Below are 14444 nucleotides of genomic sequence, written 5' to 3'. Positions count from 1 at the left end.
CTTCACAGGAAACTGCCATGACCATCACCATCACCGCCTTCGACCGCTCGCCCGACGGCGGCAAGGGCCTGGCCCGCGACACCCGCGTGCGCTGGGCCCTCGAGGAAGTGGGCCAGCCCTACGACGTGCGCCTGGTGTCGCTGCGCGCCATGAAGGAGCCGGCCCACCTGGCCCTCCACCCCTTCGGCCAGATCCCCACCTACGAGGAGGGCGGCCTCGTGCTGTTCGAGACCGGGGCCATCGTGCTGCACCTGGCCCAGCACCACGCCGGCCTGCTGCCCGCCGAGGCCGGAGCGCGGGCCCGTGCCGTCAGCTGGATGTTCGCGGCCCTCAATACCGTCGAGCCGCCCATCCTCGACCTCGTCACCGCCCGCATCCACGAGGCCGACCAGCCCTGGGCCGCGGCCCGGCTGCCTCTCGTGCTGGAGCGCCTGCGCGCCCGCCTCGGCCAGCTCGACGCCCGGCTGGGCGATGCCCAGTGGCTGGACGGCGGCTTCAGCGCCGGCGACCTGATGATGGTGTCGGTGCTGCTGCGCCTGCGGCCCTCGGGCGTGCTGGCCGAATTCCCCCGCCTGGCCGCCTACGTCGCCCGCGGCGAGGCCCGCCCGGCCTACCAGCGCGCCTTCGCGGCGCAGCTGGAGGTGAACACCCGGCCTTGACGCTTCACGGCCGCGCGTCCACGCGCAGGACCGGGTAGAGGTTGAGGCGCTCGTCCCAGCTCGGGCTGCGGCGGTAGAAGAAGTCCAGCCTCGCCCGGGCGTCGGCCGCGAAGGCCGGGTCGTCGCGCAGCCGCGCGGCGAAGGCCTCGCGCAGGGCGGGGCTGGCGGCGAGCTGCTCGCGGGCGACCCGCTCGGCGACGTAGGGCTCCATGTACTCCTTGGCCTCGAAGGCGGGTGCGAAGCGGCCCCAGGCGGCCAGCGAGTCGGGCGCGTCGGGTTCCAGCAACTGCATGGCCAGGGCGGCCAGCGGCTGGGCGATGGGCACGAAGAGGCTGCCCGCCGGCAGGTCGCGGGTCTCGCCGGCCCAGGCGCCGGCCAGGACCATGCGCTGGCGGCCCTCGGTGGTGGCGGCATCGCGCTTGACGGCCGTGGCGCGGAAGGCCTGCACCGCCAGGCCGGGCCGCGGCGCGGCCAGCCACTCGAAGCGCACGCCGTGCTGGGCCAGCTTCTCGCCCACCCAGGCCGCGTGCTCGGCCGGCACCAGGTAGCCGGCGCGGGGCGCGGCGCGCACCAGGTCGGGCACGACGTGGTCGCGCAGCGGGACGCGCCAGACCTCGGGCCGCGTCTCGTCATAACGCGTCATCGACGCGCCAGAGACTTCGCTGGGCGAGCGCGTGTAGGCATAGCCGCGGAAGTCGATGTCGCGGGCCTCGTCGGTGGTGCGCCAGGTCAGCGCCAGCTCGGCGGGTGGCCGGGCGTCGGCCGCATGGGCCGCGCGCAGCCAGTCGCGGCCGTGGCGGGCCACCTGGTCGAGCACGGCGTCCACGGACTGGCGCGTCAGCCGCACGCGGGTGGCGTAGTCCTTCCAGGAGTGCGTCTCGACGAGCATGCCCAGGCGGTTGCGCAGCAGGAAGTAGCCGTGCGAGAAGCGCGGCGTCGGCAGCGTCTCCTTGAAGCCGCTGGCCGGGTTGTCCATCTCCACGAAGGAGGGATAGAAGGGCAGCGGCAGGGCGCCCTGGGCGGCCAGGGCGTCGATGACGCCGTCGCGCCAGGCCCGGCCGGCCTCGCGCAGCGCCGCGTCGCCCGCGTGCACGGGCTCCACCATCACGGCGACGTCATGCTCGAACTGCGCGCCGTCGGTGGTGTGCAGGTCCACGGCCACGAGCGGGTCCCAGGTGCGCACCAGGCCGAGCATGGCTTGCATCTCCGGCGCGTCGGCCTTCATGTAGTCGCGGTTGAGGTTGAGGTTCTGCGCCGTGACGCGCCAGCCCATGCGCTCGGGGCCGCGCTGGTTGGGCCGGTTCCACGCGCCGAAGCGTTCGTGGCCGTCGACGTTGAACACCGGCACGAAGACGAGCACCTGGGACTTGAGCGCGCCGGGCCGGGCGAGCTGCTCGCGCAGGGCCAGGAAGCCGGCGTCCTTGCCCTCGATCTCGCCGGCATGGATGCCGCCCTGGACCAGCGTGACGGGCAGGCCGGCGCGGCGGGCCGCCTCGGGCGTCAGGGCGCCGGACTGGCTGGCCACCACGGCCCACATCGGCCGGCCCTGGGGCGTGCGGCCGAACTCGGTGCAGCGCACCTTGCGCGGATGGGCGCGGGCGAAATCGCGGCAGAGCTCGCCGACCTCGGCATAACGGCCGGTCTCGGCGAAGCCGCTGCGCTCGGCCAGGGTGGACAGCGCCGGCTGCGGCGCGGCGGCGGCGATGTGGCCGGCCGCCAGGGCCAGCCAGGGGAGCAGGTGTCGGAGCATGGGCAGCGCGGCCGGGCCGCATCGGGGCGAAAGGCCGCGATTATTCGGCTCTTGGCCACGGCTCCACTTCAGTTTCCATGGCGGTACTGCGGGCCGAGCGCTGGGCCGCTCCCGAGCCGGCCCGCGCTGGCGATGTGCTTGCGGCTCGATGCCGCAAGCATCGCCGCCCCCGCGGGGGGCGGACCAGACACGCGCCGCGTTCAGCGCGCGGGACTGGGCCGGGGGCACTCAATGCTCTGCCGCGTTCTCGCGCAGCATGCGCTGCATCAGCGTGAAGAAGCGGTCGTAGAACTCGCCGGCCGGGATGGTCTCGGAGGCCACCTTGACGAGGGAGTCCTGCGTTGACGACAGCGGCACCGAGATGGAGCCCAGGGCGCTCACGCCCAGGCTGGCGGCCTGGGGGTTCTTCTTGAGGGCGTAGCGGTCCTGCTGGGCGCTGACGTAGGCGGTGGCCACCTGCTGCTTGGGGCCGTCGCTCACGCAGACGACGTGGAAGCCGATCTCCACGTGCACCTCGCCCTCGGGCTGGAAGCTCTTGGCGCCCTGCACCAGGCCGCCGCCGGCCTTGCTGATGACGTAGCCCTGGCTGAGCAGGGCGCGCCGGGCGGCCTCGCAGGTGTCGTCCACATTGGCGTCGAACAGGCGCGAGAAGGTCTCCTCGGCGGCGAAGGTCTCGCCCTGGTAGACGGCCTTGCGGGGCCGGTCCGGCAGGGACGGCAGGGCGCCGCAGCCGGCCAGCAGCGTTGCGGACAGGGCCGACAGGATGGCTAGGAAGCGGATGCAATGCATGGCGGGATTATTCCGTCCTCGTGTGGCGCAATGTTGCTGGCAGCCTTCGGGCCGCCCGCGGCGGGCAGCCCACTGCAACGCAGCCACCGCGCCCGCCGATGACGGGCAGCCGACATTTCGGGCGTCGGCGGCTGCGGCAATCCGCGCTCCCGGGCCGTTCCAGGCCGTGACAGCGAGGCCCCGGCCGCTGCTCCACGCTGGAGCGGCGGCGTTGCGGCGCCGGCATGGGGCTGTTCCACGATGGCAATTCCGTCGGCGGGCTTGATGGGTGTCAAGGTTGGGCCATGCGGCGCTCACTAGCCTCGTCTCGAAAGCCACTCGTCCACGGAGAGACATCCCATGAAAACTCGCCTTCTTCTCGCCCTGGCCGCGCTGTCGGTGGCGGCCGGGCCGGCGCTCGCCGCGCCCTCGCCCGCCGACGCCGCGATGCTCAAGCTCGCCACCACCAGCGGCTGCATGACCTGCCACCACGTCGAGCCCGGCGGCAAGGGGCCGGACGGCCTCGCGCCCGTCGGCCCCGCCTGGCGCGACGTGGCCGCCCGCTACCGCGGCGTGGCTGGCGCGCAGGACCAACTGACCCGCACCGTCATGGTCGGCTCCAACCCCTACAACAGCCACTGGAAGGGCCAGGCCAGCGGCCTGGCCATGCCGCCCAACGCCGTCGCCATCACGGAGGCCGACGCCCGGCAGCTGGTCAGCTGGATCCTGGCGCTGGACGCACCGAAGTAGGCGGTGCTGGCCGAGGGCGGCGGCGCTTGCTAACGTCGCGGCCCATGGCTCCATCTCCGGATCAATTCACCCGCCGCCGCTGGCTGCGGGCCCTGGCACGCAGCGGCGGCAGCGCCGCGGCCTACGGCGCCCTCTGCGCCCTGGGCCTGGCCGAGGCCTCGCCGGCGAGGCCGGGCTTCAGGCTGTCGCCCGCGCCGCACGGCCAGTCGGTGCTGGTGCTGGGGGCGGGCGTGGCGGGCCTCGTGGCGGCGCTGGAGCTGCAGCGCGCCGGCTATGCCGTTCAGCTGCTGGAGTACCAGGACCGCGCCGGGGGCCGCTGCTGGACGCTGCGCGGCGGCGACCGCTTCACCGAGCTGGGCGGCGCCACCCAGCACTGCCGCTTCGACGCGGGTCAGTACTTCAACCCCGGGCCCTGGCGCATCCCCTTCCACCACCACGGCGTGCTGGACTACTGCCGCCAGCTCGGCGTGGCGCTGCAGCCCTTCATCCAGCACAACGACAACGCCTGGGTCCACCACCCCCAGGCCTTCGGCGGCCGGCCGCAGCGGCGCCGCGAGCTGGTGGCCGACTTCCAGGGCGACGTCGACGAGCTGCTGGCCAAGCTGGTGAACCAGCCCGCGCTGGACCAGCCCCTGGACGCCGCCGACCGCGAACGCCTGCTGGAGGTGTTGCGCCAGCAAGGCGCGCTGGACCGCGAGCTGCGCTACCGCGCCAGCGCCGAACGGCGCGGCCACGAGCCCTTTGCCGGCCAGGGTGTGCTCGCGCAGGCGCCTGAGGCGCCCGCGCACAGCCTGCCCGAGCTGCTGCGCAGCGGCCTGCTGGAGCAGATCGAACTGGCGCCCGCCTTCGAGTACCAGAGCCCCTTGTTCCAGCCCGTCGGCGGCATGGACCGCATCGCCCAGGCGCTGGCGCGCGCGGTGGGCCCGCGCATCCGCCACGGCGTGCGGGTGGTCTCGGTCGACCAGGACGGGCGCGGCGTGAGCGTGCGCTACGCCCCGCGCGAGCGCGCGGCGCAGGTCCAGGTCGCGCGGGCCGACTGGTGCGTGTGCACCCTGCCGCTGTCGGTGCTGTCGCAGACCGAGATGCGCGTGAGCCCGGCGCTGCGCGAGGCCATCGACGCCGTGCCCTACTTCCCGGCGGCCAAGGTGGGCCTGCAGTTCCGCCGCCGCTTCTGGGAGGAGGACGAAGGCATCTATGGCGGCATCAGCAGCACCAGCCTGCCCAACCGGCTGATCGCCTACCCCAGCCACGGCTTCCATGGCCGCAAGGGCGTGCTGCTGGGCGCCTATGCCTTCGGCACCCAGGCGCTGGAGTTCACGGCGCTCTCGCCCGAGGAGCGCATCCGCGCCACGCTGGACTTCGACGCCCAGGTCCACCCGCAAGTCCGCGACGAGTTCGAGCACGGCATGGCCGTTGGCTGGCATCGCGTGCCGACGACGCTCGGCTGCTTCGCCGCCTGGAGCCCCGACACGCGCGCCCGCCACTTCCCCACCCTGCTGAAGATGGACGGCCGCCTCATCCTGGCCGGCGAACACGCCTCGCTGCTGCCGGCCTGGCAGGAAGGAGCGGTGCTCTCGGCCCGGCATGCCGTCGCCCAGCTGCACGAGGCGGCCCTGCAAGCGTCCGGGGCGGTGCGCTCATGAAACGCCTGCTGCCCCTGACGCTGCTGCTCGCCCTGGCCCCGGCCCTGGCGCAGCCACCCGCCGCGGCCGAGCCGCGCTTCTCGTCCGGCTGGCGCTTCGAGCAGCACGGCGGTGCGGCGCTCTACGGCGCCCTCTGCGCCGCCTGCCACATGCCCGACGGCCGCGGCGCCCGCGGGGCCGCCGCCTACCCGGCGCTGCTGGGCAACCCCAAGCTGGCCACCACGCCCTACCTGCTGCACATGATCGTCAACGGCAACAAGGCCATGCCTGGCTTCGGCCGGCAGCTCAGCGACGAGCAGGTGGCCGCCGTGGCCAGCCACGTGCGGCAGCGCTTCGGCGGGCTGGACGAGGCCGCGGCCCGCGTGACGCCCGAGGAGGTGCGCGCCCTGCGCCCGCCGCCTCCGCCGCCCGCGAACGCCGCGTCGCATTGACTGCCCACCCTCCCCCACGCTCCCGCCCGCCCCAGGAGACCGCCATGTTGCTAACCCCGTCCCTCGCCCCGACCGTGGCCGCCCTGCTGGCCGGCCTGGCCCTGCTGCCCCTGGCCCACGCCGCCGACCCGGCCCCCGTGCTGCGCCACCGCCCGCCGGGCTCCACCTTTCCCATCGCCAGCGCCGTCGAGGTGCCGGCCGGGCGGGCCCTCGTCCTGCTCAGCGGTGTCGTGCCCCCGGTGGTCGACGACAAGGCCGAACGCGGCAGCCTGGCCGCCTACGGCGACACGCGCACGCAGACCCAGGGCGTGCTCAAGGCCATCGAGCGCCAGCTGCAGGCGCAGGGGCTGGGCCTGGGCGACGTGGTCAAGATGCAGGTCTTCCTCGTCGGCGACCCGGCCAAGGCCGGCCGCATGGACTTCGACGGCTTCATGGCCGCCTACCGCGAGTTTTTCGGTACCGCGGCCCAGCCCAATCTGCCGGCGCGCTCGGTCATGCAGGTGGCGGGGCTGGTGGTGCCGGGGTGGTTGGTGGAGATTGAGGTGATGGCGGTGAGGTGAGGGGGTGGATAGACGGCTGTCGACCCATCTGGGACATTCGCCTCCACCAAGTTCGACGCTGGAAACCCGACGTTGGCGCAGGTCGTGCGCTGCGGGCTCGATGCCACCCAAAGCGGACTTTCCGGCGGGATGGTCGCGGGCAGCGGGGCGGGCCTGATGCTCCATGTCCCCCGGTCCGCTACGCGGCCCTCCTCCTTTACTTGCGCATCAGGCCCACCCCACTGCCCGCTTGCGCAACGCCCGGCCTATTCGTCGAGGAAACCCAACAGTGCCGCAGTGGGATGCGGGGGAGCGCAATTGCGAAGGTAAAGGAGGAGGGGCGCGCAGCGGCCCGGGGGACACGTAGCAATTGCGCTCCCCCGCGTCCCACTGCCATCCGGCCGCACGCAGGAAGCGTCAGCAGACGCTCGCAGCCGACCGCTCCTGGCCGGTTTCGAACTTAACCGCGCTCCGCGATGATTCGACGGACCAGGTCTTCATCGCCCACGACGTCCTCGCTTCCCTTGAAGCGACTGACGTCCATGCGCCCATCGTCGAACACGTCGACTTCGACGCGCTCACCGACGAAGGTCATCGAGACCAGCACACTGTCGGGCCGACGACGCGACAGAACGAAATGGATATTGGCGGCTTCAAGGTCCGCAAGAAGGCCGTAGAGCGGATGGGTCATGGAGGTCTGCGAAGGGTCAGCCTTGGGGAGGCCCGACGAGTCTTGCGTCGACGCCATCCTGCCACCGACGACCAACTCGATACAGTGCCGTCCCATCGGCCTCGGCCACATCCGCACCGGACCCCTCATGGACCAACCCACCGTCACCCTGACCCAACGCCAGGCCTACCAGTTCGAACACCACTACGCCCCCGAGCTGCCCGTGCTGCTGGCCGACGAGCCGCCGCCCATCGGCGCGGGCCTCGGGCCCGATCCGGTGCAGCTGCTGGCCTCGGCGGTGGGCAACTGCCTGTCGGCGTCGCTGTGGTTCGCCTGCCAGAAGTACAAGGACGATCCCTCGCCGCTGCGGACCGAGGTCAAGGCCCTGGTGGCGCGCAATGAGCGCGGGCGTAACCGCGTGCAGGAGCTGGTGGTGGACCTGCACCTGGGCAGGCCGGCAGGCGAGCTCGGCCACATCCAGCGCGTGCTGGACACCTTCGAGGACTTCTGCACCGTGACGCAGAGCGTGGCGTCGGCCATCACGGTGACGCTGCGGGTGCTGGATTCGACGGGCGCCGTGCTCAAGGGGTGAGATCACACTGCCCCCGGCCCAACCCCGCGCGCTGAACGCGGCGCGTGTCTGGTCCGCCCCCCGCGGGGGCGGCGATGCTTGCGGCATTGAGCCGCAAGCGCATCGCCGGCGCGGGCCGGCTCGGGAGCGGCCCAGCGCTCGGCCCGCAATACCCCCGTTTCATGCGTCGCGGGTGCCGCGAACGCGGAATGGAAGACCGCACGTCAGCCCGCCAGCGCGGCGATGCCGCGCTGCAGCCAGACTTCCACGTGGTTGTAGCGCACGCGCTCGCAGGTGCTGGCGGCCAGGGGCTTGTGGTCGGCGCTCAGGTGCAGCTGCTGCAGGGCGCGGTCGACGCGGGCGAGGGCGTCGGGGTCGAGCTTGCCGTCGCAGTAGCGCAGGTCGCTGCGGGCCGGCGTGCGGCGGGCGTCGACGAGTTCGATGCCGGGCGCGATGACGTTGGCGTCGGACAAGGCCTGGCGCAGCTTGCGCGCGGCGTCGCGGTCGGCCTCATCGCCGATCTGCAGGTAGACGCGCACCGGCAGGGCGGCGTCGTTGAGCTGGCGCGCCGGCGCGGTGGCGGTGGGCGGGGCCGAGGCAGCGGCGGGGTTGGCGATGGCGGCCACGCGGGCGCTGTCTTCGGCCTTCAGGATGGTGGCGGCTTGGCGGCGCTCGCTCTCGCTGGCGCCCGAGCCGCTGCCGGCCGTGACGCGCTCGTCGAGCACGGCCTTCACGAGGGCGAGGCTGTCTTCCTCGATGGCCTTCTTGTCGCGCAGCGACAGCAGCAGCTTCACGCCCAGATCCTGCTGGCCACTCTCGGGCGCGAAGAGCAGGGGCACGACCTTGAGCACGGCGTCCATGTCGCGGCGGGCGGCCTCGGCGGTGCGGAGCTTCTCGGCGTCCTCCTTGTGCAGGTAGCGGTCGAGGGCCGTGTAGCCCGAGGTCCACACGGCGATGAGCACCGTCGTGGCCAGCCAGAAGCCGAACTTGGTGTCGAGGAAGTCCAGCAGCCCCTTCGTGGGTACCGCCTTGTCGCCGTCTGCGCCCATGGTGTTCGCCTCCGTCCAGTCGTGCGCCCATGCTGTCGCGAGGCGGGCACGGGCGCATCCTCAAGATGCGCGATCGGCTGCGGGGGCCGGGGGCCGCCGCTCACGCTCCAGGTGCATCGTGCACGCCACCGTGGGCTCAATTTGGTGCGGCCCTTGGCCCGCGCCGGCCCGCCGGGCGAAAAAAAGCCCCGACCTGATGCAGGTCGGGGCATGAACCCATCCGGGAGGATGGAGGAGACAACTTTGACTACCAAGTAAAAGCAGGAGGCGTGCCAGCTTGCCGGAGCACTGGCGGCCTCGCGGCCCAAGCAGGCATCTCCAGGCCCAGCTCCTTGAGGAGGGCTTCGCGCAGGGCGGCCGTCTCGGGGCGGGCCTGGATGCGCGTGGGCCGAGGGGGCCGGTCAGGGATAGAGGCCGCGCTCCTCGCGCGCCTGCAGCACGCGCGTGCAGGCCACCGTGAAGGCCGCCGTGCGCAGCGGGATCTTGTGCTGCTCGCCCGTCTCCCAGATGTGCTTGAAGGCGCCGATCATGATCTTGTCCAGGCGCACGTTGATCTCGTCCTCGGTCCAGAAGAAGGAGGAGAAGTCCTGCACCCATTCGAAGTAGGACACCGTCACGCCGCCGGCGTTGGCGATGACGTCGGGCACGACGACGATGCCGCGGTCGGCCAGCACGGCCTCGCCGTCGGGCGTGGTCGGGCCGTTGGCGCCTTCGAGCACCAGGCGGGTCTGCAGGCGCTGGGCGCGCTCGGCGGTGATCTGGCCCTCCAGCGCGGCGGGGATGAGCACGTCGCTCTTCACGTCCCAGAACTCGTCGTTGGCGATGGCCTCGCCGCCCTTGTAGCCGGCCACGCCGCGCGTCTGGGCCACGTGCTCGAGCAGGCTGGCCATGTCGAAGCCGTTGGCGTTGACGATGGTGCCGGTGTGATCCTGCACGGCGACGATCTTGGCGCCGTTGGCGGCGAACAGCTTGGCGGCGATGGAGCCGACGTTGCCGAAGCCCTGCACGGCCACACGGGCGCCGTCCAGCTCGATGTTGAGGCGGCGCATGGCCTCACGCCCCACGACGAAGACGCCACGGCCGGTGGCGGCCACGCGGCCCAGCGAGCCGCCCAGCTCGATGGGCTTGCCCGTGACGACGCCGGTCGCCGTGGCGCCGGTGTTCATCGAGTAGGTGTCCATCATCCAGGCCATGATCTTGCCGTTCGTGTTCACGTCGGGCGCGGGGATGTCCTGGTTGGGGCCGATGATGATGCCGATCTCGCTGGTGTAACGGCGCGTCACCTTCTCCAGCTCCTTCATGGACAGCAGGGCCGGGTCCAGGCGGATGCCGCCCTTGGCGCCGCCGTAGGGCAGGTTGACGGCGGCGTTCTTGATGGTCATCCAGGCCGACAGGGCCATCACCTCTTCCAGCGTCACGTCCGGGTGGTAGCGCACGCCGCCCTTGCCCGGGCCGCGCGTCAGGCTGTGCTGCACGCGAAAGCCTTCATAGTGGGCGATGGTGCCGTTGTCCATCTCGATGGGGATGTCGACGATGAGGGCGCGCTTGGGGCGGCGCAGTGTCTCGACCCAGCGGCGCAGCGATCCGAGGTAGGGCTCGACCGCGTCGATCTGCGACAGATACGTGCCCCAGGGGCTGTTGCGCGTGGGCGAGACAAAGGACAGGTTGGGCATGTAATGCTCCGTAACTTTGAGTGGGGCGAACGGTAGCGCGAAGCCCGCCCGGCCTGCCAGCGCTTGTCTAGCCAAGTGCGTATGCGCTCATGCAAGGCGTGCATGGCGTGGGTCCGGCGGGCAGATTTCACGCCCCGCCCGGTCGGCGGCGGGAGGGGTAGGGCCTGCGCATACCATCCCCCGGTGACCTCCCTCGACCTCGCCCTTCTCTATCTCGTCGCCGCGGTGTTCGGCGTCGTCGTCTGCCGCCTGTTGAAGCTGCCGCCCATGCTGGGTTATCTCGCGGTCGGGGTGCTGATCGGGCCCAACGCCCTGGCCTTCGCGCACGACTCGGCCAGCGTCCAGTACCTGGCGGAGTTCGGGGTGGTGTTCCTGATGTTCGCCATCGGGCTGGAGTTCAACCTGCCCAAGCTCAGGGCGCTGCGGACGGCGGTGTTCGGCCTGGGCCTGGCGCAGGTGGTGCTCACCGTCGCCGGGGCCGTGGCGGGCAACATGCTGCTCATCGCCGGCTTCGGCCTGCTCGGCCTGGCCTGGGACCTGCGCTGGCAGGGCGCCCTCGTGCTCGGCGCCGCCATGGCCATGAGTTCGACCGCCATCGTCGTCAAGCTGATGGCCGAGCGGCTGGAGCTGGAGAACCCGCACGGCCGCCTCGTCATGGGCGTGCTGCTCTTCCAGGACCTGGCCGTGGTGCCGCTGCTGGTGCTCATCCCGGCGCTCAACAGCGGCGGCAGCCAGATGGCCGAGGCCCTGGCCTGGGCGGGGTTGAAGGCGGTCGTCCTGCTCGGCCTGCTGCTCTTCGGCGGCCAGCGGATCATGCGCTGGTGGCTGACCCTGGTGGCCCGGCGCAAGAGCGAGGAGCTCTTCATGCTCAACCTGCTGCTGGTGACGCTGGGCCTGGCCTGGCTGACCGAGCACGCGGGCCTGAGCCTGGCGCTGGGCGCCTTCGTCGCCGGCATGCTGATCGCCGAGACCGAATACAAGCACCAGGTGGAGACCGACATCCGGCCCTTTCACGACGTGCTGCTGGGCCTGTTCTTCATCACCATCGGCATGAAGCTGGACTGGCGCCCGCTGGTGGACAGCTGGTGGCTGGTCATCCTGCTGACGGTGTTGCCGGTGCTGGCCAAGTTCGCGCTGATCGCCGCCCTGGCCCGGCTCTTCAGGTCGCCGCCCGGCGTGGCCCTGCGCACGGGCCTGTACCTGGCCCAGGCCGGCGAGTTCGGCTTCGTGCTGCTGACGCTCGGCGCCCAGCACCAGCTCATCGCGGCGCAGTGGGTGAGCCCGGTGCTGGCGAGCATGGTGCTGTCCATGCTGGCCACGCCGCTGATCATCATGTACAGCAACCGCATCGTCATGAAGCTGTCCAGCAGCGACTGGCTGATGCAGTCGGTGCAGCTGACGACCATCGCCAAGAAGTCCATCAAGGCCGAGGCCCACATCATCATCTGCGGCTACGGGCGCTCGGGCCAGAACCTGGCGCGGCTGCTGGACGGCGAGCACATCCCCTACATGGCCCTGGACCTCGACCCCGACCGCGTGCGCCAGGCCGCTGCCGCGGGCCAGAGCGTGGTGTTCGGCGATGCGGCCAAGGTGCAGAGCCTGATGGCCGCCGGCCTGGCGCGGGCGAGCGCCGTGGTGGTGAGCTACCACGACACGCCCTCGGCGCTGAAGATCCTCAACCTCGTGCAGACCCATGCGCCCAAGGTGCCGGTCATCGTGCGCACCATCGACGACGCCGACCTCGAGAAGCTCAAGGCCGCCGGCGCCACCGAGGTGGTGCCCGAGGCCATCGAGGGCAGCCTGATGCTGGCCTCGCACGCCCTGGCCCTGGTGGGCGTGCCCATGCGCCGCGTGATCCGCATCACCCGCGATGCTCGGGACAAGCGCTACGGCCTGCTGCGCGGCTATTTCCACGGTGCCGACGACGACACCGCGGAGGAGATGGACCAGGCCCGCCTGGCCACCATCACCCTCCCCCAGGCCAGCGCCTGGCAGGGCGAGGCCCTGGGCGTGCTGGCCCTGCCTGCGCTGGGCGTGCACGTGGTGTCCATCCGGCGCGCCAGCGGCGGTGTCGCCCAGTCCGATGACGCCCTGGTGCTGGCCGGCGGCGACACCCTGGTCGTGTCCGGCGCGCCGCCGGCCCTGGCCCTGGCCGAGCAGAAGCTGCTGAGCTGAACGCCGTTCAGCCGCGGCTGAAGTGCCGCTCGATCTCCTCCAGGGTCTTGCCCTTGGTCTCGGGCAGCACGAAGGCGACGGCCAGGAAGTACACCACCGTGCAGCCGGCCCAGAAGAAGAACATCGACGCGTAGCCGTGCCGGCCCACCGTCGGCAGGAAGATGCCGGCGATGACGGTGGAGACGAACTGGTTGATGAGCAGGGCGATGCTCATGCCGTTGGAGCGGATGCGGGTGGGCATCAGCTCCGACAGCGCCAGCCACACGCACACGCCCGGCCCGACCGCGAAGAAGGCCACGAAGCCGAGGATGCACAGCGCCACCGCCCAGCCGTGCGACTGCGGCGGCACCTCCCCCACGCGGACGGACTCGATGCGCAGCGGCGCCTGCCGCGCGGCCTCGGGGTCGGGGAAGGGGTTGAGGTGCAGCCGGCGGAAGAAGGCGCCGATGACGCTGTCGGGCTGCACGGTCTCGGCGCGGCTGAGGGTGAGCGGGGCCTGGGCGGCATCGTCGCTGCGGCGGGTCTGCACGTTGGTGAAGTCGCCGTAGGCATAGGCGACGACGAGCTGGCGGGGTCCGCCGGCTGCGTCTGCGGCGCCCAGGGCCTGCAAGCCGGCCGCGTCGGTGGCCAGCGTGAGGGTGTCGCCGCTCACGCGGGCCTGCACGGCGGCGGTCAGGTCGCGCTGCTGCGCCTCGGCGCCGCGGAACAGCAGGCCCGCCGCGGCCAGCGAGACGACGATGCCGCCCGTGCCCAGCATCAGCAGGAACTTGCGGCCCTTGCGGTCCACCAGCAGCACGGCCACCACGGTCATCAGCGCGTTGAGCACCTTGATGGCCACGTCGCCGACGTTGCCCACCGAGCCCGGCAGCCCGGCCTGGCCGAGGATGTTGACGGCATAGGCCAGGATGGAATTGATGCCCGTGGCCTGGTTGCAGGCCAGGATCACGCAGGTGAGCACGAAGGGCAGCACGTAGCGGCGGCTCAGCAGGCTGCCGGCGGCGGCGGGCTGGCCGGCATCGTGGCGGGGCCGCAGGGCCGATGTCATGTCCGCCATCTCGGCCTCGACGCGGCCAGCGGGGCGGCTGCGCGCCAGGGCGGCGCGGGCCGCCGTGGTCCGCCCGCGCTGCAGCAGCCAGCGCGGCGACTCGCTCAGGCCCAGCACGCCCAGCGTGAACACGAGGCCGGGCAGCAGGCACATCCAGAAGATGCTGCGCCAGGCGTGGTCGCGGGCCGCCGCCAGGTCGCCGCCGCTCGCGGCCACGGCCTCGACGCCGCGTGCCTGCGCCAGCCCGATCAGGGCCGCAGCCACCAGGCCGATGGTCAGCAGCAGCTGGAAGAGCCCCGTGCCGCGCCCGCGGTGGTCGGCGTCCAGGCACTCGGCCAGGTACAGCGGCACGACCACGCCGATCAACCCGCCGCTGACGCCCTGCAGCAGCCGCCCCGCGAGCAGCGGTCCGTAGCCCTCGGCCATGGCGATCATCGGGATGCTGGCGACGAAGCAGGCGCCCGCCAGCAGCATGGCCCACTTGCGTCCCACCGCCTCGGCCAGCAGGCCGGCGAAGAGCGAGGACAGCACGCTGCCCAGCAGCACCGCCGCGACGATGAAGCTCATCTGCTGGGCCGAGAGCTTCCAGCTCGTCGCCGCCGTGGCTTCGAGGTAGGGCAGGGCGCCGGCGATGATGCCCACGTCGATGCCGTAGAGCAGCCCGCCCATGCCGGCGATGAAGAGCAGGTAGCGGAGGTAGTTGGAGGCGTTCAAGGCAGGC

General features: G+C 72.1%; 13 protein-coding genes. 7 read left to right on the top strand and 6 right to left on the bottom strand.

Annotated features, from left to right (window positions below; all coding sequences use genetic code 11):
• Positions 1-17: 17 nt before the first annotated feature.
• The gene (locus tag LXT12_RS22540; protein ID WP_233394551.1) at positions 18-659 is read left to right on the top strand and encodes a glutathione S-transferase family protein; all 642 of its coding nucleotides are present in this window, start codon (positions 18-20) and stop codon (positions 657-659) included.
• A gap of 4 nt (positions 660-663) precedes the next feature.
• Here the strand turns inward: LXT12_RS22540 and LXT12_RS22535 are convergent, their stop codons facing one another.
• Positions 664-2409: a M14 family metallopeptidase gene (locus LXT12_RS22535; RefSeq protein ID WP_233394550.1), complete on the bottom strand. Its 1746-nt coding sequence runs from the start codon at positions 2407-2409 to the stop codon at positions 664-666.
• Positions 2410-2637: 228 nt separating this feature from the next.
• Positions 2638-3198 (bottom strand): DUF2242 domain-containing protein, encoded by a 561-nt coding sequence (locus LXT12_RS22530; RefSeq protein WP_233394549.1) that lies wholly within the window; start codon positions 3196-3198, stop codon positions 2638-2640.
• Positions 3199-3537: 339 nt separating this feature from the next.
• Between LXT12_RS22530 and LXT12_RS22525 the strand changes: the two genes are divergently transcribed.
• Genes LXT12_RS22525 through LXT12_RS22510 form a run of 4 tightly spaced genes read left to right on the top strand, consistent with a single transcriptional unit; the run spans position 3538 to position 6561 of the window.
• Entirely contained in the window at positions 3538-3927 is a 390-nt protein-coding gene (locus LXT12_RS22525; protein ID WP_233394548.1) for a c-type cytochrome, read from the top strand.
• A gap of 44 nt (positions 3928-3971) precedes the next feature.
• Complete coding sequence (locus LXT12_RS22520) at positions 3972-5570, top strand: flavin monoamine oxidase family protein (protein WP_233394547.1); 1599 nt, start codon at positions 3972-3974, stop codon at positions 5568-5570.
• Positions 5567-6001, top strand: a complete 435-nt coding sequence (locus LXT12_RS22515; RefSeq protein ID WP_233394546.1) for a c-type cytochrome — start codon at positions 5567-5569, stop codon at positions 5999-6001. The genes LXT12_RS22520 and LXT12_RS22515 overlap by 4 nt, the downstream gene beginning before the upstream one ends.
• Positions 6002-6045: 44 nt before the next feature.
• Positions 6046-6561 (top strand): RidA family protein, encoded by a 516-nt coding sequence (locus LXT12_RS22510; protein ID WP_233394545.1) that lies wholly within the window; start codon positions 6046-6048, stop codon positions 6559-6561.
• 439 nt (positions 6562-7000) lie between these two features.
• Here LXT12_RS22510 and LXT12_RS22505 read toward each other — a convergent pair whose 3' ends face one another.
• On the bottom strand, positions 7001-7231 hold the full coding sequence (locus LXT12_RS22505) for a hypothetical protein (protein WP_233394544.1): 231 nt from the start codon (positions 7229-7231) through the stop codon (positions 7001-7003).
• 127 nt (positions 7232-7358) lie between these two features.
• On the opposite strand from LXT12_RS22505, the gene LXT12_RS22500 reads away from it, so the two are divergent.
• On the top strand, positions 7359-7802 hold the full coding sequence (locus tag LXT12_RS22500) for an OsmC family protein (RefSeq protein WP_233394543.1): 444 nt from the start codon (positions 7359-7361) through the stop codon (positions 7800-7802).
• A 203-nt stretch (positions 7803-8005) separates the two neighbouring features.
• Here LXT12_RS22500 and LXT12_RS26975 read toward each other — a convergent pair whose 3' ends face one another.
• Positions 8006-8830, bottom strand: coding sequence for a hypothetical protein (locus LXT12_RS26975; RefSeq protein WP_304622782.1), 825 nt, complete (start codon positions 8828-8830; stop codon positions 8006-8008).
• Between the two features lie 401 nt (positions 8831-9231).
• On the bottom strand, positions 9232-10503 hold the full coding sequence (locus tag LXT12_RS22490; protein WP_233394542.1) for a Glu/Leu/Phe/Val family dehydrogenase: 1272 nt from the start codon (positions 10501-10503) through the stop codon (positions 9232-9234).
• A 183-nt stretch (positions 10504-10686) separates the two neighbouring features.
• Here LXT12_RS22490 and LXT12_RS22485 point away from each other — a divergent pair, with 183 nt between their 5' ends.
• Positions 10687-12678, top strand: coding sequence for a monovalent cation:proton antiporter family protein (locus LXT12_RS22485; RefSeq protein WP_233394541.1), 1992 nt, complete (start codon positions 10687-10689; stop codon positions 12676-12678).
• Positions 12679-12685: 7 nt separating this feature from the next.
• Here the strand turns inward: LXT12_RS22485 and LXT12_RS22480 are convergent, their stop codons facing one another.
• Positions 12686-14437, bottom strand: coding sequence for an MFS transporter (locus LXT12_RS22480; protein WP_233394540.1), 1752 nt, complete (start codon positions 14435-14437; stop codon positions 12686-12688).
• Positions 14438-14444 lie beyond the last annotated feature (7 nt).

This window comes from Pelomonas caseinilytica, from assembly GCF_021353235.1.
Classification (GTDB): domain Bacteria; phylum Pseudomonadota; class Gammaproteobacteria; order Burkholderiales; family Burkholderiaceae_C; genus Pelomonas; species Pelomonas caseinilytica.
The sequence above is the reverse complement of the archived record's forward strand: the minus strand, read 5'-3'. Positions and strand labels throughout refer to the sequence as shown.